We start from the raw sequence: 21,387 nt of genomic DNA on the forward strand, positions 1-21,387 counted from the left end.
TTTAAAAGGAAAGGTTGAAGAATTATGGATGAAAATTTGTTGATCACAATGCGAGATATCTCTAAGTCCTTTCCCGGAGTTAAAGCTTTGGATCATGCTCAATTTACCCTGAGAAAGGGTGAAATACATGCACTGATGGGAGAAAATGGTGCGGGAAAATCAACACTGATTAAGGTGTTGACTGGTGTATATTCTCTTGACGCAGGTGAAATCCACGTTGCTGGAGTTGATGGACCTGTAATTAATCATTCAACATTAGAAGCCCAGGAAAAGGGCATTGCAACAGTTTATCAAGAAGTAAACCTCTGTCCAAACCTCACTGTTGCAGAAAACTTATTTATCGGCCGTGAGCCAAAAACAAAAATAGGAACCATCGATTGGCGAACAATGAATAAGAGAGCCAAGGAAATAATGGATGGTTTGGAAATTAATATTGATGTAACTATTGCTCTTGAAAATTATTCTCTTGCAATCCAGCAGATGATAGCTATTGCAAGAGCTGTAGATATGGACTGTAAGGTTCTAATCCTTGATGAGCCAACATCATCACTTGATGATAACGAAGTAGAAAAGCTTTTCAAGGTAATGCGTGACTTGAAAGCAAAGGGAGTTGGAATAATATTTGTAACTCATTTCTTGGAGCAGGTATACGAGGTATGCGATACCATCACTGTTCTTAGAAATGGCGAGTTTGCAGGAGAGTACACAGTTGAGGAGATGCCACGTGTCAAGCTTGTAGCGGCAATGCTTGGTAAGGATTTTGATGATCTGGCATCTATCAAAAAGGAAGGGGCAGAACACACATCTGATGAAGTTGTTGTGGAAGCCAAAGGTCTTAGCCATAAGGGAACAATCAAACCATTTGATTTTGAAATCAAGAAAGGTGAGGTTGTTGGTGTTACAGGACTTTTGGGATCTGGCCGTTCAGAAATGGTTCGTTGCATCTACGGTGCGGATAGAGCTCAAACTGGTACTCTGAAAATGAACGGCAAAAATCTTAATGTAAAAGAGCCTCTTGATGCAATCAAGGCAGGCATGGGATATTTGCCAGATGATAGAAAGGCGGACGGCTGTATAGGCGACCTTTCAGTAAGGGAGAATATAATTCTTGCCCTTCAGGCTAGAAACGGAATGTTCAAAAAGATTCCTGTTTCAAAACAAAATGAACTTGCAGACAAGTTTATCGATATGCTTCAAATCAAGACAGCATCTCGTGAAACTCCTATTAACCAGCTGTCAGGTGGTAATCAACAAAAGGTTATCCTTGCAAGATGGTTATGCACACATCCTGATTTCTTAATTCTGGATGAGCCAACCAGAGGTATTGATATCGGAACAAAGACAGAGTTCCAGAAGTTGGCTTTGAAATTTGCGGAAGAAGAGGGAATGAGCATTGTATTTATTTCCTCTGAAATTGAAGAAATGCTTCGTACATGTTCAAGAATGTACGTAATGCGCGATGGCGCCCAGGTTGGAGAAATTACTGAAAATCTTAACCAAGAAACAGTCATGGCAGCCATAGCAGGAGGTGCAGAATAATGGAAAACTTTAAGAAATTAACAAAACAACCACTATTCCTACCAATCTTCTGTATGATTTTGGTTTTGCTTATCAACTTGATTAAGAGCCCTGCATTCTTTTCAATCAAGATACAGGATGGTGTTTTGTTTGGACGTTTAATCGATATTTTGAACCGTGGTTCAGAAATCGCAATCCTTGCAGTAGGACAGACACTTGTAGTTGCTGTTTCAGCAGGTACTGATATTTCCGTAGGTTCAGTAATGTCATTATCAGCATGTAGCTGCTGTATGTTACTTGCAGGCTACGGCAACAACTCAGTAAATGAGCTTATGGTTCCAATGGGAATCGGAATGCTTTTTGGTGTACTTATGGGTGGTGTCTGCGGTGCAATGAACGGTGCCCTTGTATCCAAACTAAAGATACAACCAATGGTCGCAACCTTGATTTTGTTCACTGCGGCACGAGCAATCGGTTTGTTACTTTGCAACAACCAGATTACGTATATACGATATGAGCCATACAAATATTTAGGTAATTTCCTTCCGGGATGTCCAATACCTACACCAGTATTTGTGGCAGCATTAGTAATCATAATAGTAACTATTCTTTTAAAGAAAACGGCACTTGGACTTTATATCCAGTCAGTTGGTATCAACAGCAGAGCTGCTAGAATTTCTGGTATCAACTCAGATGTAATTTGCTTTATTTGCTATCTTGTTTGTGGTATCTGTGCTGGTATCGCAGGTATTGTAGCTTCATCAAGAATCTACTCAGCAGATTCAAACAACATTGGTCTTAACTACGAATTGGATGCCATCCTTGCAGTAGCACTTGGTGGCAACTCACTTGGTGGTGGTAAATTCAACCTTGCTGGTTCAATCATTGGTGCTTACACAATCCAGGCAATTACAACAACACTTCTTGCTATGGGTGTTTCAACAGATAAGGCTCCAGTGTTTAAGGCTATCATCGTTATCATAATCGTAGTAGTGCAGGCTCCTGCATTCAAAGCCTACATGGCAGCAAGAAAGGCCCAGAAGGCTCACATAAAGGAGGCAGCATAATGAAGACGAGAAGAAAATTAGATCCAAATACAGTTTTAATATTTATAACAATCGGCCTCTTCATATTTATGTATATTGTAGGCTGCCTGATTTATCAGGATAAGGGTTTTGGAAATTTACAGACATTCCTAAACATCCTTATCAACAATGCCGGTCTTATCTGCGTAACCTGTGGAATGACATGTGTTATGTTGACAGGCGGAATTGATATTTCAGTTGGTTCAGTTATCGCCATGGACTGTATGTTACTTGTTTATGGCATGACAGAATGGCACATGGGTGCTGTTCCAATGGTAATTCTTGTTCTTGTAATTGGCCTTGTATTTGGCGCAGTTCAGGGATTCTTAGTTGGATATTTAGAGATACAGCCATTCATTGTAACAATGGCAGGTATGTTCTTTGGAAGAGGTATGACAGCAGTTATCTGCTCTGGTCAGATTTCTATTACAGAAGCTGACAACCCAGTATTCTATGCTTGGGCAAATTCAAAAATCAATCTTCCAGAGTTCCTTGGAAAGGTTAACAAGCATGGTAAGGTAGTTGTTCCTTACATGAGACCAACAGTTGTTATTGCCCTTGTTGTACTTGTAATTATCTTCTTGATGTTAAAGTACACAAAGTTTGGACGTAACCTTTACGCTGTTGGTGGAAACCAGACATCAGCAACAATGATGGGCTTGAATGTTAAAAAGACAAGAATGCTTTCACATATTCTTTCATCATTCCTTTGTTCAATCGGTGGTATCCTATACTGCTTGAACACAATGTCAGGTTCAGTAAACCAGGCAAAGGGTCTTGAAATGGATGCTATTGCATCAGCCGTTATCGGTGGAACACTTCTTACAGGTGGTGTAGGAAATGTAATCGGATCACTCTTTGGTGTTCTCATCAACGGTACAATTACAGTACTAGTTAATACAAACGGAAAGCTCCTTTCTAGTTGGGCAAACATAGCAACGGCGGCACTCCTTTGTATTTTCATAATCCTTCAGTCGGTATTTGCCTTAGTTAAGGCACGCCGCAATAAGTAACTTTCTTTTTCTAACAAAATCCTTCAACATGGAAAAGGCGGGCGCGTTCTGTGCCTGCTTTTTTCATGTTTATTCACTGTTATTTCATATTATTTCCCCTGAAAATGAAGTATTATATATTTGACAATGATGTTTTTTAGAGGAGAAAAACATGGCTAAAAGTGATTTTAAAGATAGTTTAAAAAAGCAGATGCTTACTATGACGTTAGTTCCTGTAGTATTGCTTACTGTGGCAATTATTGTGACAAGCGTAAGTATTGTAAGAGCGTCAATCACTAATCAAATTGAGGATGAATTAATTCATGATGCAGAATTGATAGGCTTTGTTTTTGATGATTTTTATGTTGGCGATTATAGAATAGAAGAAACAGGCGAAGAAGGGGAAATAGAGATTTATAAGGGCGAACAAAAGCTCAATGGTGAGGATACCCTTATAGCAACTATGTCGGATTTCCTTGATATTGATGTATCTATATTTATAGAAGACACACGAATACTTACAACACTTCATGATGAGGATGGCAACAGTGCTATGGGCACCAAGGCTGCAGCGGTTGTTAAAAATGAAGTTTTGAAAACTGGTGAAAGTGTATTCTATGATAATGTGGTCGTATATGATAAGAAGAGTTTTGCGTACTATACAGCCTTAAAGGATGAAAAAGATGAAGTCATTGGTATGATTGCTGTATGTCGTTCAGCGGAAGATGTTCAAGAAGAGGTCTTCAAATATGTACTTCCTATTATTGCTATATGTGTAGTGGTGGCAGTATTCTTTGGATTCATTATGGTTCATGAAGGCAATAAGCTGGCAGGTAGAATTTTCAAAATGGACAAATATATGAACCGCCTTGCCAATGGTGAATTTGATTTTGAAATGCCACGAGAACTCATAGCAAAAGATGATGAGATAAAGCATCTGGCCACAGATGGTAAGAGAATGGCAGGCTCACTAAAGAAGCTTGTTGAATATGATGCTCTTACTGAGCTCAACAATCGTCGTTCAGCTGATAAGAAGCTGGAAGAAATCAGAGTGAAGGCAGTGGAAATGGGAAATAAGTATTGCGTCTGTATTTCAGATATCGATTTCTTTAAAAAGGTTAACGACACCTATGGCCATGAAATTGGTGATGTGATTCTTAAATCAGTAGCAGACAAACTGAAGGCCGGCATGGTAGGTAAAGGCTTCTCAGCTCGTTGGGGTGGTGAGGAATTCCTTCTCATTTTTGAGAACCGGGAGCTGGATATCGCCAGACGAGAGCTTTCTATGATTATGGATGAGGTTCGCACTATTTATATTCCAGACACAAATCGTCAAATTACTATGAGTTTTGGACTTACCGCTCTTGTCCCAGGTGAAAACACAGATGAAACATTAAAGCGCGCCGATAACAACCTATATGAAGCCAAGGAAACAGGCCGTAATCAGATTATATGTAAATAGTGATGGAATAAAAGGGTGCTAGATATTATGAAATTAAGGAATGTACTCATAGTAGTAAAAGATATAGAAGCTTCAAAGAAGTATTATCATGATTTGTTTGGGCTGGATATGCTTCTAGATAATGATGGCAACATGATTCTGACAGAAGGCTTGGTTCTTCAGGATGAGAAGATATGGAACAGTTTTATTAATAAGGATATAGTTCATAGAAATAATTCCTGTGAATTATATTTTGAAGAAAAGGATATTGAGGCTTTTATTGAAAAGCTGGAAAAGTTGTATCCTGATACTATATATGTGAATAAGTTAATGACACATAGCTGGGGACAAAAGGTTGTGCGTTTTTATGATCTAGATGGCAATTTGATTGAGGTTGGTACACCAATGTAGATAATTATATACATAGACTTGACTCTAATTGGAAACCGTGATAAGCTAACTGAGTTTTTGAAAAAAGTGTGAAATTTGTAATGAAAGGAAGAAGGTTAGCATGAGAATTAGAGATTTTATTGAAGAGTTAAGTCAGTATGATCAGGATATTGAGCTTGTAATAGATGTAGATGGAACTTTTGTTACTCCATCAGTTAATAGAGAAGTTGTTCATTTTAAGCATGATTTCTCGGGAATCGCATTCAAGGATGAGGCAATTGTTCTCGCAAAGCGTAAATAAGTTGTTATGAAAAGGATTTGAAATGATGCTTACAGCGTTTCAAATCCTTTTTTCTATTGTTTGAGTGAAACAAAAAAGATATTATGTAACTATAGGGAGGATAAATGATGGAAACAATTTTAAATATCATTACCACTGTCTGTGGCAAAATACAGGTAGTGTCCGATTTATTCTGGGATTTCCCAACAAATTTTGAATGGTATGCAAACATACCTATTCTGGGCAACTTTTCACTAGCGATTATTCTTTTGATTGGTTCAGGAATCTATTTTTCAATCAGACTAAAGTTTATTCAGGTTAGAAAGTTTAAGAGAGGAATAGAAGTATTAAAGACTAGCAAGGCCAAGACTGGTATTTCACCACTTGCTGCTTTCTTCCTTTCAACAGCTATGCGAGTAGGTCCGGGAAATATCCTTGGCGTTACAGGCGCAGTATCAGTAGGCGGTCCTGGCGCACTTCTTTGGATGTGGATTTCAGCATTCTTTGGAATGTCTACAGCATTTGTAGAGTCTACACTTTCTCAGATTTTCAAAGAGAGAAAAGATGATGAATATGTAGGTGGTATGGCCTTCTATGGACGCAGACTTATAAAGAATTCTGCAATAGTTGGTGTTGTATTATCACTTATGTACATTATTTATGCATTGCTTTGCTTCCCAGCACAGGGATTTAACACAGTATCTGCAATGGGCCAGATAGCAAGCATTGTTAGCGGACAGGAGCTTCCAACCACACATGCTGTATATTGGATTGGCTTTGTAATCGTTATCATTGCAACTATCTCAGTTTCATTTGGTGGAACAAAAAAGATTTCAAAGGTTACTGATGTACTTGTTCCAATAATGGCAATTGTTTATGTGTTAACTGTTGTAATACTTATTGTCATCAACTTTACAAGAATTCCATGGTTCTTCTACGCAGTATTTACAGAGGCATTCAAGCCGGAAGCAGTTTTCGGTGGAGCATTTGGAATCGCTCTTATGCAGGGCGTAAAGCGTGGTCTTATGTCTAATGAGGCAGGCCAAGGTACAATCACAATGCCAGCAGCTGCTTCAGATGCAAAGCATCCATGTGATCAGGGCTGCGTTCAGGCAATTGGAGTTTTTCTTGATACAATTGTTATTTGTACACTTACAGGCTTTGTTGTAATCATGGGTCGTGTATGGCTTACAGATGCAGGCGAAGCATGGTTCGAGCTTGGCAAGCTTCCAAAGTATCTTGCCTCAGCAGCAGAGCTTACACCAGGCACAGCATTCAACGTAGTAGTAACCTTACTTATTTCACTTTGTTTTGGACTTTTTGCATTCACTTGCTTGTTAGGCTTCATGTCCTTCTCAGAAATCTGTGCAAATAGAATCAGCAGAAGCAAGGTGTTCATAAATGTTATTCGTATACTCGATATAATAGTTATCTGCTTTGGTATGCTTACATCAATCGTAGGAATGGACTTAGGTGCCCTTTGGGATTTATCAGATTTCGCAAACATTCTGATTGCATACTGCAACATTCCACTTTTATACATCGGATTTAAGTATGTTAAAAAAGCCCAGATACATTACGAAAAAGAAGATGGCACACCATTTACATCAGAAGTTGTTGGCATTGATGTAAAGGTTTGGGATGAGAAAGCAAAACAATAGAATATATTTTATGTAAAATGTACATTAAAAAAGGCTGGTCAATTTGACCAGCCTTGATTTATTTAGTTTTAAGATGGTTTTAGGTCTCAATATATGTAGATGAGCTTACAGTGGAAATGTTTTCCATATATGTGATGGATGTTCCACCGGCTGCACCTGCATTATTTGCTGAGTTAGATCCAGAACTGTATGAGCCATTCTTCCACTGCTCAAATTTATCTAATACAGCATCGTAAGTTTTAGAAGAGATGTCTGGCAAATCCTTGCCCCAAGTTCCAGTTGCCTGCTCGTAGCCCTTCTTGAAGGCATCTAAGAGCATGTCTGCCTTTGATGTATCTCCGCCAGAAAGTGCGATGGCAAAATCTACAATTCTATCAGATGTCTGGTTAACACCCCAGTATCCATCTTCGGAAATATCTTCCTTTGCCTTTGCAATTGTTTCCTCGTCTGCTGTGAATTTACCTTCTGCAAGGAATTTCCACATATCATCCTGAGTAGCAATAGCAAATGTGCTTCCCTGACCATTAATTGTTTTCATAACAATATCTAAAAGATTGTTAATCATCTTTTCCTGGTCAGCCTTCAACTGCTGGATAAGAGCAGTTCTATCTGTCTTTTTGTAGTTGTCTGTTGTCAGTGATTGTTCATCAGATTTTTCATAAACAGCAGCTTCATCGGAAAACTTTGATGCGCTGATTTCCTGTTTTGATGCATTGAATTCAAGTGTTTCTGTAACCGAACCATCAGAATTTGTAGTCTTAGAATAGGTACCTGCTATATTAGAAGATACGCTGCTTAATGTGCTTAACTCCATAATAATAACCTCCTTGTTACTGTGGCCATGAATAAAAAACCATATGGAAATCCTTTTCCTATTCTTATTATCGGATGCTAATTGAGAAATATTTATTATTAGATTGTATTTATTTTAATACAAAATTCTTGTAAAAGTGTGGTATCTTTGTTAAAATTTATTAAGATTGAATACAAAGAACAATTAAGTACAAAATACACACAAGTACAAATTTTAATGGAGTAGTAATTTCTTTTCAATGGATAATATAGATCTTAAAGCATTAGCAAAAATAAATATCGGACTTGATGTTACAGGAATCAGGGACAATGGATATCATGAAGTAAGAATGATTATGCAGACAGTCAATCTTTTTGACAAGGTCAGCATTAAGAAGCAGGAGGGGGATGCTGTTACCATGAGCACCAATCTTCGCTTTCTTCCTGTTAACGATGACAATCTTTGCATTAAGGCAGCAAAGCTTCTCATGGAGGAGTTTGATATACACACTGGTGTGCATATCAGCCTGGAAAAACATATCCCTGTTGCTGCAGGCATGGCAGGCGGTTCTACAGATGCAGCTGCTGTAATGTTTGGAATAAATAAACTTTTTGATTTGAATCTCAGCAGAAAAGATTTGATGGAGCGAGGCGTTAAAATCGGAGCCGATGTACCATACTGTGTAATGCGTGGTACAGCTTTGGCAGAGGGAATTGGAGAGGTGCTCACACCACTTTCACCAATGGTGAAGTGCCCAGTGCTTATTGCAAAGCCAGGCATTTCAGTTTCTACAAAGCAGGTATATGAATCTTTGGATTCATGCTTTGACAATGTTAAGCATCCAGACATCGATCAGCTGATTTCAGATATTAAAAATCAGGATTTACATGCCATTTGCAACCACATGGGAAATGTACTCGAAGAGGTTACAATTCCACTACATTCAGTTATTGCTGATATAAAGAAAATCATGCTGGATTATGGAGCAGTTGGCGCAATGATGAGTGGTAGTGGTCCTACTGTATTTGGCTTTTTTGAAGACAACAAAACAGCAAAGGCAGCCAAGGAAGCACTTACTGAGAGCAAGCTGGTAAAGCAGCTTTATCTCACTACACTTTTTAACAACAAGTATTAATTAGTTTCACACATGAAATAAGGAGATTTAAACAGAATGACTGAAAATCTTACACTTCAAATGGATGATTATTTACCACTTCGCGATGTGGTGTTTAACACCCTACGCGAAGCTATTCTTAAGGGCGAACTCAAGCCAGGTGAGAGGCTAATGGAAATGCATTTAGCTACAAAGCTTGGAGTTAGCCGTACACCTATCAGAGAAGCAATCAGAATGCTTGAGCACGAGGGACTTGCTGTTACAATTCCACGTAAGGGCGCTCAGGTTGCTAAAATGACAGAAAAAGATTTACAGGATGTACTGGAAGTAAGAGATGCACTTGATGCTCTTGCTGTGGTATGTGCCTGCGAAAGAATGACTGACGCTCAGTTTGTAGAGCTCAAGGAAGCTATGAAGGCATTTGAGTCAGCTACTAGAACTGACGATGTTCGCAAGATTGTGGAGGCTGATGAGGCATTCCATGATGTGATTTATGCAGCAGCTGCAAATCCTAAGCTTGAAAACATAATCAATTCTGCAAGAGAGCAGATGTACAGATATCGTTACGAATATGTAAAGAATCCATCTGTTTACGCGCAGCTTATATCTGAACATAAATCTATAATTGACGGTTTCGACAGAAGAGATGTAGATTTCCTGAAGGATATAATGCATGTTCATTTGTCAAATCAGATAAATGCTGTTCGTGAATTAATTAGAGAACAAAAATAGATTGGAAATAAATAATGACAGGAACAAAATGTAATATTAAACTTTGCTCCAAGCAAAAGATGGGCCACGAATCAGAGACTACAAATGAGGAGTATGTGGGTTCATTTATTGATAGAGGTAGTAAACGTTACCTTTCTTATAATCGAGTTATGCCAGAGGGCCAAAAGGTAGATTGTCTAATAAGCTTTGAACACAACAAGCTTACATTGACTCAAAAAGGAGACATTCAATCAAAGCTTGAGTTTGCCCCAGGGGCTCGAACCAGAAATGCTTACAATACACCAATGGGCATGATGACTATTGTGGTTCACACAAAGCGTCTTGTAATCGAGCAAAAGGATACCGAAATCAATCTTTTAATTGATTACGATTTGGAAGCCGGTGGCGAACCTATCAATACAGTGATAGAAATTAAAGCAACGTTAGAATAAGAAAACGCCAGAGATTGCCTCTGGCGTTTTTGTTATTAAGAATTATTCAGTAGCCATATTTTTAAGTCTGTTCATGACATCTCTTACTGGTGGAATGAAAAGAATGATAAGTGTTACAGCAGCCTCAGCAAAGATGTAGATTGCGTTGTAAGCAAGTGAGTAAGCTAGTGGATTCCAACCTTCCCAAGCCCATTCGCCAAAGAAAATCCATCCTGAGATTACCGCAAATACGTAGCGTCCTAAAACAGCTGCGATGTAACCTTTGATAAGACCATATTTAGAATCCTTGAAGAATCCAGATAATCCAAGAGCACCAAATGCGAGTATGTAATCAACAATAACCTGTGCTGGGAAAAGAATATAAGGATCAACAATGAGGTTTAGCAATCCATAGGCAACACCTGTGATAATTCCTACGATTGGGCCGAACCAGAAACCTGGAAGACAAGCAACAAGCATTGAAAGTAATGTAATTGAGCCACCAGTTGGGAATTTAAATACCTTAATATTAGACAAAACAAAAGCAAGTGCCATAGAAGCAGCACAAAAAGCTAGTTGCTTTGCAGAAAATGTGATTTTTGTTTTTTCGTTAGACATGTGATTAATCATTAAAAAAATCTCCCTTCATACATCAATGCTAGGAGATTCGTCTATCGCTTCCTTACGCTGGTATTATCCAGTTCAAGTATTAAGGGTCGGTGCAAGCACCTCTCAGCATATGCGCCCCTAGCAAAATATTTAATTTCGATATAAAAATATCACTTGTAGGAAATATAGTCAATGAGAAAATAACAATTAAATTGCAGTAAATAAAACAACATTGTAGAATGTAACTATAAGAGATTTTGAAAAGATAGGATATTAAATGGTAAATACAGAAAAGATTATAGAAAGAGTAATACTTGTATCAGTTAATGAAGGGGATGAGGTAGAGGCTAAGGATTCCCTTCACGAGCTTGCAGAGCTTTGTGAAACTGCCGGTGCACAGGTTGTGGGAGAAATCATGCAGAATCTGGAGCGCAGAAACCCAGGCACATATGTGGGCTCTGGCAAGGTTGAGGAAATCGCAAATCTAATCTGGGAGACAGAGGCTACAGGTATTGTTTGCGATGATGAATTAACACCAGCACAGATGCGCAATCTTGCTGATGCGTTAGATACAAAGGTCATGGATAGAACCCTTATTATCCTTGATATTTTTGCTGCCCGTGCAGGCACAGCAGAGGGAAAGATTCAGGTTGAGCTGGCGCAGCTTAGATATGAGATGACTCGATTGACTGGCTTTGGTAAAAACATGTCTCGTGTGGGTGGTACTGCAGCAGGTGGCGGCGGAGCTATCGGAACTCGTGGTCCTGGTGAGAAAAAGCTGGAGATGGATAAGCGTCTTATTGCAGGTCGCATTACTCAGCTGAAGAAAGAGTTAAATGACGTTGTAAACCATCGTGAGCTTACACGTTCAAAGCGACAACGAAATGGCGTGCCTGTAGCGGCTATTGTTGGTTACACAAATGCAGGCAAATCATCACTTTTAAATAAACTTACAGATGCAAACATCCTTGAGTGGGATGCTCTTTTTGCAACCCTTGATCCAACCACTCGTGAGCTCCTCTTGGATAATGATCAAAAGATTCTGCTCACAGATACAGTAGGATTCATTAGAAAGCTTCCTCATCATTTGGTGGATGCTTTCAAGAGTACATTGGAAGAAGCTAAATATGCAGATTTCATCATTCACGTGGTGGATGTAAGCAATCCTCAGATGGATCGTCAGATGGAAATCGTATACGAGACTTTGGATAAATTAGGAGTTAGCGACAAACCTGTTCTTACTATTTTTAATAAAGTAGATAAGCTTGAGGATGAGCTGGATTATCACGATTTAAGAGCTGATTATACAGTACACACTTCCATTAAGACAGGAAAAGGCCTGGATAAAGTGCGAGAAATCCTTGCTACTTTGATGCGTGGAAATAAGGAATATATTGAGCGATTAGTGCCTTACACAGAAGCTGGAAGTATTGCAAAGATTAGAGAGACAGGAGAATTGATTTCAGAGGAATATCGTGAAGACGGTATTTTCATCAAGGCTTATATCTGAATTTACACAAATTTTACTTATATCATAGAAAATACTTAGACAATGGCATTCTAACATGTTATGATTATCAAGGACTAAAAAAAGAAGGATTAAGGATTTTACTTTTCATGAAGGAAAAGTACGGTAGAAGGAGAAAATAATGACTTTAGCAGAGATATTATCACTTCTTGGTGGAGTGGGTCTATTTCTTTTCGGAATGTCGATTATGTCTACAGGCTTAAAAAACAGCTGTGGAGATAATCTTCAGGTTATTCTAGAGAAGGCTACTACAAACAAATTTGTAGCAGTCATCGTTGGTATAGCTATGACAGTATTGGTTCAGAGTTCATCTGCAACCGATGTTATGGTTATTGGTTTTGTAAATTCAGGTATGATGGCGCTTTCACAGGCCATCGGCGTTATCTTAGGTGCCAATATCGGTACAACAATCACAGCACAGATTACAGCTTTTAATATTGCTACATTCACACCATTCATTTTGTTTATTGGTGCAGTAATGTATCTTTTCATGAAGAGAGATATTGTTAAGCATTTAGGTTCTTTCTTTATGGGATTCGGTATGCTTTTCCAGGGAATCACAATCATGAAAGCATCCATTGCACCACTTGCAAATTCAGTGATGTTTAAGAACTTCCTTGCTGGATTAACAAATCCATTTGTAGCTCTTGTATTTGGTATTGCATTCACAGCATTACTTCAGAGCTCATCATCTGCAACAGTTATCTTCCAGACATTCGTCGTGCAGGGAATATTGGACTACAATGTAGCAGTTTACTTGATTATCGGTGCAGCCATTGGTTCAGTTACACCAAACCTTTTGGCATCACTTACAGCCAACAGAAACGGCAAGCGTTCAGCTATTTTGAACCTTTTGTTTAATGTAATAAGAGCAATTGTAATCGTAGTTATTATAAATGTAACACCACTTCTGACATGGATTCAGTCTACATCATCTGATCCAGCCCGTCAGATAGCTAACACACATACAATCTTTGCTATTTTAGCAGTTTGTATTATCTTCCCATTCACTGATTACATTATTAAGCTTACATACATGTTTATTCCAAAGCTTCCAGAGGAGACTCGTGCAGCAGAGGACAGACAGCTTGTATTCATGACTCAGGTCAACAATGTGCCACCAAACATGGCTATTCACCAGGCACAGCTTGAGGCAGCCAGAATGGGTGCTATCGCAGCTGAAAACTTTGAAAAAGCTATCGACTGTTTCTTTGACTACTCACCTGAAAAGGTTGAGGACGTAGAGCAGCGAGAGGAAACAGTTAACATCCTCAACCACGCTATTCAGGATGCAATGGTTAAGCTTCAAACTCTCAACCTTACACCTGCTATGCTTCGTCGTATATCTGCAATCACTATTGCAGTTACAGATATTGAGCGTATTTCTGACCATGCTGAAAACATCATCGAGTATGCAACTCGTATGAAGAATAAAAAGACAAAGCTTTCAAAGAAGGCAGCCAAGGAGCTTAAGGAAATGGCTGACAACTCTATGGAAGAGGTTGAGCTTGCCATCGACATTTTCACTTCTGAAAACTATGAGAACCTAGACAAGATTGAAAAGCTTGAAAAGAAAGTAGATAAGCAGGAGAAGCAGCTCATCAACCACCACGTAGAGCGTCTCATGGAGAACAAATGCGAGCCTGTTGCCGGCGTAATCTTCTCCGACATGGTCACTGACCTGGAGCGATGCGCCGACCACGCCATCAACATCGCCTACGCCCTAAAGGAACATCCATAAAAAGGGGTTGCACTGCGGGGGAAAGTGTAGTATATTGTACTCAATTAAATAGGAAATCTTCAGGGCAAGGTGCGAAAACGATGGTTTTCAATTCCTGACCGGCGGTAAAGTCCGCGAGCCTTCGGGCCGAACTGGTGAGATTCCAGTACCGACAGTATAGTCTGGATGAAAGAAGAAGCGATATAGTAATTAGGCCCTGAGAGTAATCTCAGGGCTATTATATTGTGTACAATTAATTTTTGGAGACTTCCTAAATTTTAATAATATTTTATTTTTAGGAGGATTGAATTATGGATTCAACACAAATGACAGGACAAGGAGTAGGTAACAAGGTGCAGAGCAGAGTAAATGTAAGGAATATGACAGTGACAGCAATGCTTTCAGCAGCAGCTTTCGTATTGATGTTTTTAGATACTGCTATTCCTCTTATGCCAAACTTTATTAAGCTTGATTTATCAGAGCTTCCAGCACTTATTGCTTCTTTTGCATTGGGACCAGTGTGGGGCGTTATCGTTTGTCTTATTAAGAATCTTCTTCATTTGACAATGACACAGACTGGTGGTGTAGGCGAGCTTTCAAACTTCATTTTAGGAGCAAGCTTTGTGCTTCCAGCAGGTTTGATTTATCACAGAAAAAAGACAAAGGGGCGTGCGATTTTAGGAGCTGTTGTTGGTGCTTTGATTATGGGTGCAATTAGCTTCCCATCAAACCTTTTTATTGTTTATCCAGTGTATTACAACTTTATGTCAAAGGAAGCAATCATCGCAGCATACCAGGTAGTTGCTCCATTTGCAAAGATTAGTTCAATTGAGCAGTGCTTATTATTCTTTAATGTACCATTTACATTTGTAAAGGGCATGATTTCAGCAATTATTACAATTTTAATTTATCAGCCACTTAGACCACTTCTTAAGGGCAATAATTAATAACTGAATATCGAAATAGCAATTTATCCCACATTCATCGCAAATTTTGTGTAGATGATGTGGGAATTTTTTTATACTATGAAATATATTTATAGTAAGGAGAGTGGGGGAATATGGTTAAAGCACCAACAGATCCAGAAAAGAACAGGGGATTTTTCTTCACTATGAAGGAAAAAGAGTTTTATGGAAAGAGAACGGAGCTTTATCAGGATGCATGTAGACTGCCAAACAGTGCGGAAGTGACAGGAAATGTGCATGATAAAGAGATGCTGAAGCTCCTTGAAACGGTAGATGGTTTTAAAAAGCTTGTGCATAGTATTGGTGTGTCCATTGAAATGGAGGATAAGAACCAATCTATAGATTTTAGATTTCAGTTTTATGGCAAAAAGGACCAGTATGGTGGCGGCGCAAATATCTATGCTACCATTCCAGCTGATGGTTCTGAGCAGAGGCTGTATTTAAAGGATGTGGAGTGGAAAGAGGATGACAATGTACCAGGCCAGATTATTCTTACATCAGAGGATGAAAAGGCTAGAGGATTTATCACACTTCGCTTATATCTAAATGATGGTTTCGAAGCACCGGAGCAGGAAGAGGAATCTCCTGTAGATGTGGATTCAAAAGAGTATAAGGATATGATTTTCAATTCTCTGATGCAGATTGGAAATACGAAGCGCATTGGGAAACTTATTGAAAAAGCGAAAGCCGGCAAGGATGTGACAATTGCCTATATCGGCGGTTCAATCACTCAGGGAGCAGGTGCAACTCCTATAAATACAGAATGTTACGCTTATAAGTCTTTTGTAGGCTTTAAGAAGCTTCTCGGAGATGGGGATAATATTCATTATGTAAAAGCCGGTGTTGGCGGTACGCCATCTGAGCTTGGTATGCTTCGATTCGACAGAGATGTAACTAATGATGGAAAGATAAATCCAGACCTTGTAATCGTAGAATTTGCTGTAAATGATGAAGGTGATGAGACACAGGGCGACTGCTATGAGAGTCTTGTAAGAAAGATTCTTAAGCTTGATTATGAGCCAGCAGTAATTTTATTGTTCTCTGTATTTGCAGATGATTTCAACCTTCAGGATAGATTAAAGCCAGTGGGAATCAGATATGAATTACCTATGGTTAGTGTGAAGGATTCTGTAGTACCTCAGTTTTATGATAGAGCAAAACGTATTATTACAAAGAATCAGTTCTTCTATGATATGTTCCATCCAACAAATTTGGGCCATACAATTATGGCTGATTGCCTCATTAATCTTATGCAAACCATTATAGAAAAGGCAGCTATAGATAAGGAGTATAATCCTGATTTTGAAGCAAAGCCTGCCATTGGTAATTCATTTGATGATGTGATTTTGGTAGATAAAAAAGACAACACAGATTTGCTTACAATTAATCCAGGTGGATTCGTATATACCGACACAGTGCTTCAGTCTGTTGAGCGTGAGTTGGATTTGGAACTGACACCAGAATTCCCATATAACTGGATGTACGATGGAGGCAAGAATACTGATAACGTATTTACGGTAGATGTGGAATGCAAAGCTCTTGTGGTTATTATGAAGGACACAGGAGAAGTGGATGGAGCCGTAGCAAAAGCTTATGTAGATGGAGAGTTTGTTAGAGACTTAGACCCATATGTAAACAGATGGTGCCACTGCAATCCATTGATCCTGGTAAATCAAAAGACCACAGCGGCACATCATGTTGAGATACGTGTTGAATCAGATGATATTCGAAATAAATTTACAATCCTTGGATTTGGATTAGTGAAATAGTGATGATTTATTGAGGGGACCGGCGGTCAAAACCGGTTTCCTCATAATATTGCTTTTTATCTTCGTACATTCTTTCATCAGAAAGCTTTGCAAGTGTATCTATATTTGCATAAGGATCTTCTCGTACAGAGGCATATCCCAAAGAAATTGAAATTCCGTCGATGTACTTTCCTCTCCAATGTGAAAGGTAATGCTTTAAATTGAAAAGTCTTCTGTTTAATTCTGTCTCGTTTGCAACTAAAAGAACAGCAAACTCATCTCCACCCATACGGCCAATTGTGCTGGTAGAAGAGGTGTTAAAAGCTCTTCTAAGACATTCGGCTGTACCAATTAATAATTCGTCACCTGCATCGTGGCCTAAGTTATCATTTGTGTATTTTAATCTATTCACATCTATTGCTATATAGGTTAAATCCTTTGGCAGTTTGTGTTTTTCATAATCTCCTACTATGGCATAGAAATGACGGCGGTTGCCAAGCTTTGTCATTTCATCTGTATATGCGTAAACTTTTGCTTGGGCAAATTCCTTTTCCTCTTTTACATTCAGGCCAATCCTTCGGTAAATCAATCCTACTTGAACCATAATGAATATCATCAAATCAATGATAACAACGAGTAAGTAGTTGTAATCGATATGGTTTACATATTGAACCAATGCAATTCCTGCAAATAAAAGGAAGATAAAGTTTGCAATGGCTATGCCGAGACCTGTTTTTGCCTTTTGCTCATCTTTTACAGTGGTGTATGAATAGTATCCAACCATGATCATTACAAGCAAATCAATGGCGTGGGCCACATATACAACTGTGCCCCATTCAATAATACCAATTGTAGCGAATAGACAGCTAAGAACAATAGCCAGGGCTATGATGCCATCAATTATATTGTCGACTTTGCCTATACGAGTAAATAATGCTCGTGATATTTCAAAGAACATCATAGGCATAAGAATAAATGAGATGACATTTAATATTGAAAAACCTGTCATATGTCCCCAGATTACAAATGGAACACGGGTTTCATTAATAATCCATTGGGCTGATATGATGGAGAATGCGCCAGCATAGAAGAGGGCTTCAAAAGTAAGCTTTCTAATTAAGGCGGTACGTTTCAGAATAAAATATCCGGAAATAAACATCTCAAACAATCCCATAACCGTAAATATTACAAACAGAATGAGGGAAGGGATATTTTGTTGCATTTGACGTATGCCATATGAAGAACGAGTAGTGATAAAGCCTTCTGTAAGCTGGGAACCATATAGTGAATCCTGTAAATCAATGGTTACAGATATATCGTGTCCGCTATACGAGTATTCCAATGGAATCCATATTTCTTTTTGGCCAATATTAGTTTTATGGCCGAATAGATAACTGTCTCTTGACTCTAGAATTACATCACCATCGATTGCTACTTCAAAAGAATCATAATAAGCCCGTAGAACCAGCATTTGATCGCCGTAGACAGTAGGAAGTGTATTTGTAATAGTGAAAACGTCGTGGTTGCTATAAGGGAAGGTGATAAGGCGTCCATTAACCTTCCAGTAATCACTAAAATATACAGTATTTTCTCTATATTCATATTTGACTTCGTTAGAATAGCAGAAACCGAAGCCTATGAATAAAAGAAGAATCAATGTATATATGAATGCTCCAAGTCGTCTAACAAATGATAAATCCATAATTTTCGCTCCTTGTGGAGCATTATATCAACAAATATAGAACTTTTAATGAACATGTTGTGAAAAATCCCATAATGCAAAATCTTTATTCTATAATAGCGTTAAATGGTAACTGTGTAATATTCTACAGTTCAAAGCGGAGGTAAAAGATGGGGGCTAAAAAAGAATTAAAAAGAAACAAGGCTACAATAGCCGGTCAACTAGGTATCTTTTCTGGATTTACAATCCAAATGTTTTTACTGGTAACTGTTCTAATGCTGATATTCTTTGGCTTAGTATTTGCGAATATCTATAGCTTCTATAATGTTCAGTTTGTAACAGAGACATACCAGATGGAAATCAGAAAAGATGTCCAGACAATCAACAAGAGACTTCTTTTTGCACTTGCGTCTAGCGATTCTGATGTTACTGCAGCGCAGAGAGAGGATTTGGAAGGAAGATTTCCAAAGATTGAGGGATATTTCTCGACAATTTCTGCCAATTTAAATAACGAGGAATTGGGAAGTCGCCTTACAACTAACTGGAAAGCTTTCGAAGAGGCATCATATGAGATGCTTGATTTGGTGGAAGCAGGCGATGCCGCTGGTGCATTGGAATATTATAATTCCACATTGAATGAGGTTTCAGAGACTCTTGCTGATTCACTTGATGAAACAGGAACACTTGCAGAAAATGCTGCGGCATCAAAATATAAAGCAATACTTATAATTATTGTTGCTGGAGTAGTTGTTCTTGTAGGAGGACTTATAGTTGTAAGTTCAATCAGCAAGAAGAAGGCTGATACGCTTATTAAAACAATTGAAAATGATTTGGCTGTACTTGCGAAGGCTACTGAAGAAATTGCTGCAGGTAATGTACATGTAGAAATTGATTATGAAGCTGATAATGAAATTGGCAAGGTTGTAAATGAATTGAGAACAGCTGTAGATTCTTTGTCATTCTATATTGATGAAATCGGAAGTAAGATGTCTACAATGGCAAACGGCAATTTCAATATTAGTTTTGAAAAGAATTTTGATGGAGATTTCAGAGCAATTCAGACTGCTATCGAATCATTCTCACAGCAGATTTCAGATTCTATGACAGAGATTATGGAAGTATCTGATATGGTATCTGATGGAGCAAATCAGATAGCGGGAGCTGGACAGAACCTTGCAGATACAGTTACATCTCAGGCAAATATCGTAGAAGATTTGTCTGTTACTGTTAACAATATTACAGATCAGATTTCAAGTAATTCAACAGATGCAACACAAATTTCCAAGGAAGTTGAAGTGGTTGCACAGAATATAGTTGAAGGAAACCAGAGAATGCAGGATGTTGTTAATGCTATGGATGCAATTTCAGCATCTTCTCAGGAGATTTCAAAGATTATCGATACAATCAATGCTATCGCGGATCAGACAAACCTTCTTTCTCTTAATGCGTCAATTGAGGCTGCAAGAGCTGGTGAGGCTGGTAAGGGATTCGCGGTTGTTGCTACAGAGGTTTCACAGCTTGCAGGTCAGACTGTAGAGGCTGCTCAAAACACAGCGGGCCTTATTAATGCATCACTTCAGAGTGTACAGGAAGGTATTGCTATTGCAAACGATACAGCTGAGAAATTAAATGGTATGGTTTCTCAGGTTCAGGGAATTGCAGATAAGGTTAAGACTATTGCTGAGGCTTCAAATTCACAGGCTGCATCTGTAAAAGAAATGTCTGCTAACATTAGCGAGATTTCATCTGTTGGTCAGAACAATGCTGCTACATCCGAAGAATCACTTGCTCTTAGCTACGAAATGAATGAACATGCTGATTCATTAAAGGGATTAGTTGAACGCTTTGAACTTAAAAAATAAATAGAAATTTAAATTATCAGGGACGCCTTGTAAAATCAGGGCGTCCTTATTTTTTTGAGAATAATTATCTAAAAGATTTTATAGATTTATGTTGACTTCTAAAATTTTTTAGCTATCATAGGTGGTGGTTAATGTAAAACATTTTAACTAATTAAATTAAGATAAAAGAAAAGGAGAATATTATGTTCGAGACAGTAAAGGAAGTAATTATTGATACACTTAGCTGTGCAGCAGAGAAAGTTACAATGGAGGCAAATCTTTTTGATGATCTTGGTGCTGACTCCCTTGATGCAGTAGAGCTTTCCCTTGCAGTTGAAGAAAAGACAGGTATCACAATTGATGAGGATGCAATGGCTGAAATCAAGACAGTTGCAGATATCGTAAACTATTTAGAGGCACATAAATAATCATGGAATTAAAAGATGTAAAAGAACTTTTGAAGGCTTTTGATGAAAGTGAAAGTTCTTATCTGTCAGTAGAAATAGACAACACTAAAATCAAGTTGAAAAAATATTGTGAGCAGGGGCCGGTTGTAGAAAATGCCACACGTGTAGTTGAACAAATACCACCTGCACATAATAATGATAATGTGGAAAACAGCCCAGAAATACAAATCGATGGTGAACAAGTATTGGCACCTTTAGTAGGAGTTTTTTATGCAGCTCCTTCTCCAGAAGAGGATGCTTATGTGCAGGTTGGAGATTCTGTCAAAAAAGGACAGGTGCTTTGCTTAATTGAAGCCATGAAGATGATGAGTGAAATCACTGCACCAAAGGATGGAGTAATCAAAAAAATCTTTGTAAAGAATCAGGATGTGGTGGAATTTGAACAGCCACTATTCTTAATAGGAGATTAGAT

Annotated in this window: 20 protein-coding genes and 2 riboswitches; of the genes, 17 read left to right on the forward strand and 3 right to left on the reverse strand. The window is 38.4% G+C overall.

The window, feature by feature from the left end:
• The first annotated feature begins 24 nt into the window (after nucleotides 1-24).
• From BM102_RS00995 to BM102_RS01025, 7 genes are all read left to right on the forward strand, one after another.
• Nucleotides 25-1,539 (forward strand): sugar ABC transporter ATP-binding protein, encoded by a 1,515-nt coding sequence (locus BM102_RS00995; protein WP_090478020.1) that lies wholly within the window; start codon nucleotides 25-27, stop codon nucleotides 1,537-1,539.
• Complete coding sequence (locus BM102_RS01000) at nucleotides 1,539-2,585, forward strand: ABC transporter permease (protein ID WP_044935713.1); 1,047 nt, start codon at nucleotides 1,539-1,541, stop codon at nucleotides 2,583-2,585. Before BM102_RS00995 ends, BM102_RS01000 begins: the two co-directional genes overlap by 1 nt.
• Nucleotides 2,585-3,616 (forward strand): ABC transporter permease subunit, encoded by a 1,032-nt coding sequence (locus BM102_RS01005; RefSeq protein ID WP_044935715.1) that lies wholly within the window; start codon nucleotides 2,585-2,587, stop codon nucleotides 3,614-3,616. Before BM102_RS01000 ends, BM102_RS01005 begins: the two co-directional genes overlap by 1 nt.
• A gap of 151 nt (nucleotides 3,617-3,767) precedes the next feature.
• Nucleotides 3,768-5,057 (forward strand): diguanylate cyclase domain-containing protein, encoded by a 1,290-nt coding sequence (locus BM102_RS01010; protein WP_090478023.1) that lies wholly within the window; start codon nucleotides 3,768-3,770, stop codon nucleotides 5,055-5,057.
• Nucleotides 5,058-5,084: 27 nt separating this feature from the next.
• A complete protein-coding gene (locus BM102_RS01015; protein ID WP_090478026.1) occupies nucleotides 5,085-5,447 on the forward strand; it encodes a VOC family protein in 363 nt (120 codons plus the stop codon).
• Nucleotides 5,448-5,547: 100 nt separating this feature from the next.
• Nucleotides 5,548-5,727, forward strand: a complete 180-nt coding sequence (locus BM102_RS01020) for a hypothetical protein (protein WP_044935721.1) — start codon at nucleotides 5,548-5,550, stop codon at nucleotides 5,725-5,727.
• A 104-nt stretch (nucleotides 5,728-5,831) separates the two neighbouring features.
• Nucleotides 5,832-7,367: an alanine/glycine:cation symporter family protein gene (locus tag BM102_RS01025; protein ID WP_330371736.1), complete on the forward strand. Its 1,536-nt coding sequence runs from the start codon at nucleotides 5,832-5,834 to the stop codon at nucleotides 7,365-7,367.
• Between the two features lie 79 nt (nucleotides 7,368-7,446).
• Here BM102_RS01025 and BM102_RS01030 read toward each other — a convergent pair whose 3' ends face one another.
• The gene (locus tag BM102_RS01030) at nucleotides 7,447-8,181 is read right to left on the reverse strand and encodes a hypothetical protein (RefSeq protein ID WP_177194868.1); all 735 of its coding nucleotides are present in this window, start codon (nucleotides 8,179-8,181) and stop codon (nucleotides 7,447-7,449) included.
• Between the two features lie 238 nt (nucleotides 8,182-8,419).
• Between BM102_RS01030 and ispE the strand changes: the two genes are divergently transcribed.
• From ispE to BM102_RS01045, 3 genes are read left to right on the forward strand one after another with little or no spacing between them, the layout of a single operon-like run.
• Nucleotides 8,420-9,295 (forward strand): 4-(cytidine 5'-diphospho)-2-C-methyl-D-erythritol kinase, encoded by an 876-nt coding sequence (gene ispE / locus BM102_RS01035; protein WP_090478029.1) that lies wholly within the window; start codon nucleotides 8,420-8,422, stop codon nucleotides 9,293-9,295.
• A 36-nt stretch (nucleotides 9,296-9,331) separates the two neighbouring features.
• Nucleotides 9,332-10,006, forward strand: coding sequence for a GntR family transcriptional regulator (locus BM102_RS01040; protein ID WP_044935728.1), 675 nt, complete (start codon nucleotides 9,332-9,334; stop codon nucleotides 10,004-10,006).
• Nucleotides 10,007-10,020: 14 nt separating this feature from the next.
• Nucleotides 10,021-10,437, forward strand: a complete 417-nt coding sequence (locus BM102_RS01045) for a YwiB family protein (protein WP_074789966.1) — start codon at nucleotides 10,021-10,023, stop codon at nucleotides 10,435-10,437.
• 42 nt (nucleotides 10,438-10,479) lie between these two features.
• On the opposite strand, the gene thiT is transcribed toward BM102_RS01045, so the two are convergent.
• Nucleotides 10,480-11,046: an energy-coupled thiamine transporter ThiT gene (gene thiT, locus BM102_RS01050; protein WP_033151688.1), complete on the reverse strand. Its 567-nt coding sequence runs from the start codon at nucleotides 11,044-11,046 to the stop codon at nucleotides 10,480-10,482.
• A gap of 32 nt (nucleotides 11,047-11,078) precedes the next feature.
• Nucleotides 11,079-11,175: riboswitch (TPP riboswitch) on the reverse strand.
• A 127-nt stretch (nucleotides 11,176-11,302) separates the two neighbouring features.
• Here thiT and hflX point away from each other — a divergent pair.
• The 4 genes from hflX to BM102_RS01070 all read left to right on the forward strand — a co-directional run bounded on the left by hflX (nucleotide 11,303) and on the right by BM102_RS01070 (nucleotide 17,007).
• A complete protein-coding gene (gene hflX, locus BM102_RS01055; RefSeq protein WP_090478033.1) occupies nucleotides 11,303-12,535 on the forward strand; it encodes a GTPase HflX in 1,233 nt (410 codons plus the stop codon).
• A gap of 139 nt (nucleotides 12,536-12,674) precedes the next feature.
• On the forward strand, nucleotides 12,675-14,294 hold the full coding sequence (locus BM102_RS01060; RefSeq protein ID WP_044935737.1) for a Na/Pi cotransporter family protein: 1,620 nt from the start codon (nucleotides 12,675-12,677) through the stop codon (nucleotides 14,292-14,294).
• Nucleotides 14,295-14,345: 51 nt separating this feature from the next.
• A riboswitch (FMN riboswitch) is annotated at nucleotides 14,346-14,475 on the forward strand.
• Nucleotides 14,476-14,584: 109 nt separating this feature from the next.
• Complete coding sequence (locus BM102_RS01065) at nucleotides 14,585-15,220, forward strand: ECF transporter S component (RefSeq protein ID WP_242839266.1); 636 nt, start codon at nucleotides 14,585-14,587, stop codon at nucleotides 15,218-15,220.
• A 113-nt stretch (nucleotides 15,221-15,333) separates the two neighbouring features.
• Nucleotides 15,334-17,007: an SGNH/GDSL hydrolase family protein gene (locus tag BM102_RS01070; protein WP_090478034.1), complete on the forward strand. Its 1,674-nt coding sequence runs from the start codon at nucleotides 15,334-15,336 to the stop codon at nucleotides 17,005-17,007.
• A gap of 7 nt (nucleotides 17,008-17,014) precedes the next feature.
• Here the strand turns inward: BM102_RS01070 and BM102_RS01075 are convergent, their stop codons facing one another.
• On the reverse strand, nucleotides 17,015-18,688 hold the full coding sequence (locus BM102_RS01075) for a diguanylate cyclase domain-containing protein (RefSeq protein WP_090478035.1): 1,674 nt from the start codon (nucleotides 18,686-18,688) through the stop codon (nucleotides 17,015-17,017).
• Between the two features lie 149 nt (nucleotides 18,689-18,837).
• Here BM102_RS01075 and BM102_RS01080 point away from each other — a divergent pair, with 149 nt between their 5' ends.
• The 3 genes from BM102_RS01080 (at nucleotide 18,838) to accB (ending at nucleotide 21,385) form a co-directional block, all read left to right on the forward strand.
• A complete protein-coding gene (locus BM102_RS01080; RefSeq protein ID WP_090478038.1) occupies nucleotides 18,838-20,529 on the forward strand; it encodes a methyl-accepting chemotaxis protein in 1,692 nt (563 codons plus the stop codon).
• Nucleotides 20,530-20,711: 182 nt separating this feature from the next.
• On the forward strand, nucleotides 20,712-20,936 hold the full coding sequence (locus BM102_RS01085; RefSeq protein WP_330371737.1) for an acyl carrier protein: 225 nt from the start codon (nucleotides 20,712-20,714) through the stop codon (nucleotides 20,934-20,936).
• A gap of 2 nt (nucleotides 20,937-20,938) precedes the next feature.
• Nucleotides 20,939-21,385, forward strand: a complete 447-nt coding sequence (gene accB, locus BM102_RS01090; RefSeq protein ID WP_090478041.1) for an acetyl-CoA carboxylase biotin carboxyl carrier protein — start codon at nucleotides 20,939-20,941, stop codon at nucleotides 21,383-21,385.
• Nucleotides 21,386-21,387 lie beyond the last annotated feature (2 nt).

It is taken from the genome of Pseudobutyrivibrio sp. JW11 (assembly GCF_900115355.1).
GTDB lineage: Bacteria > Bacillota > Clostridia > Lachnospirales > Lachnospiraceae > Pseudobutyrivibrio > Pseudobutyrivibrio ruminis.

Bases quoted from the DNA above. Each gene is read 5' to 3' on its own strand.
- BM102_RS01075 (WP_090478035.1), bottom strand. From the start codon at position 18,688: ATGGATTTATCATTTGTTAGACGACTTGGAGCATTCATATATACATTG.
- accB (WP_090478041.1), top strand. From the start codon at position 20,939: ATGGAATTAAAAGATGTAAAAGAACTTTTGAAGGCTTTTGATGAAAGT.
- BM102_RS00995 (WP_090478020.1), top strand. From the start codon at position 25: ATGGATGAAAATTTGTTGATCACAATGCGAGATATCTCTAAGTCCTTT.
- thiT (WP_033151688.1), bottom strand. From the start codon at position 11,046: ATGATTAATCACATGTCTAACGAAAAAACAAAAATCACATTTTCTGCA.
- BM102_RS01000 (WP_044935713.1), top strand. From the start codon at position 1,539: ATGGAAAACTTTAAGAAATTAACAAAACAACCACTATTCCTACCAATC.
- BM102_RS01060 (WP_044935737.1), top strand. From the start codon at position 12,675: ATGACTTTAGCAGAGATATTATCACTTCTTGGTGGAGTGGGTCTATTT.
- BM102_RS01020 (WP_044935721.1), top strand. From the start codon at position 5,548: ATGAGAATTAGAGATTTTATTGAAGAGTTAAGTCAGTATGATCAGGAT.
- BM102_RS01045 (WP_074789966.1), top strand. From the start codon at position 10,021: ATGACAGGAACAAAATGTAATATTAAACTTTGCTCCAAGCAAAAGATG.
- BM102_RS01065 (WP_242839266.1), top strand. From the start codon at position 14,585: ATGGATTCAACACAAATGACAGGACAAGGAGTAGGTAACAAGGTGCAG.
- BM102_RS01010 (WP_090478023.1), top strand. From the start codon at position 3,768: ATGGCTAAAAGTGATTTTAAAGATAGTTTAAAAAAGCAGATGCTTACT.
- BM102_RS01085 (WP_330371737.1), top strand. From the start codon at position 20,712: ATGTTCGAGACAGTAAAGGAAGTAATTATTGATACACTTAGCTGTGCA.
- BM102_RS01005 (WP_044935715.1), top strand. From the start codon at position 2,585: ATGAAGACGAGAAGAAAATTAGATCCAAATACAGTTTTAATATTTATA.
- BM102_RS01070 (WP_090478034.1), top strand. From the start codon at position 15,334: ATGGTTAAAGCACCAACAGATCCAGAAAAGAACAGGGGATTTTTCTTC.
- BM102_RS01030 (WP_177194868.1), bottom strand. From the start codon at position 8,181: ATGGAGTTAAGCACATTAAGCAGCGTATCTTCTAATATAGCAGGTACC.
- BM102_RS01080 (WP_090478038.1), top strand. From the start codon at position 18,838: ATGGGGGCTAAAAAAGAATTAAAAAGAAACAAGGCTACAATAGCCGGT.
- BM102_RS01040 (WP_044935728.1), top strand. From the start codon at position 9,332: ATGACTGAAAATCTTACACTTCAAATGGATGATTATTTACCACTTCGC.
- BM102_RS01015 (WP_090478026.1), top strand. From the start codon at position 5,085: ATGAAATTAAGGAATGTACTCATAGTAGTAAAAGATATAGAAGCTTCA.
- ispE (WP_090478029.1), top strand. From the start codon at position 8,420: ATGGATAATATAGATCTTAAAGCATTAGCAAAAATAAATATCGGACTT.
- hflX (WP_090478033.1), top strand. From the start codon at position 11,303: ATGGTAAATACAGAAAAGATTATAGAAAGAGTAATACTTGTATCAGTT.
- BM102_RS01025 (WP_330371736.1), top strand. From the start codon at position 5,832: ATGATGGAAACAATTTTAAATATCATTACCACTGTCTGTGGCAAAATA.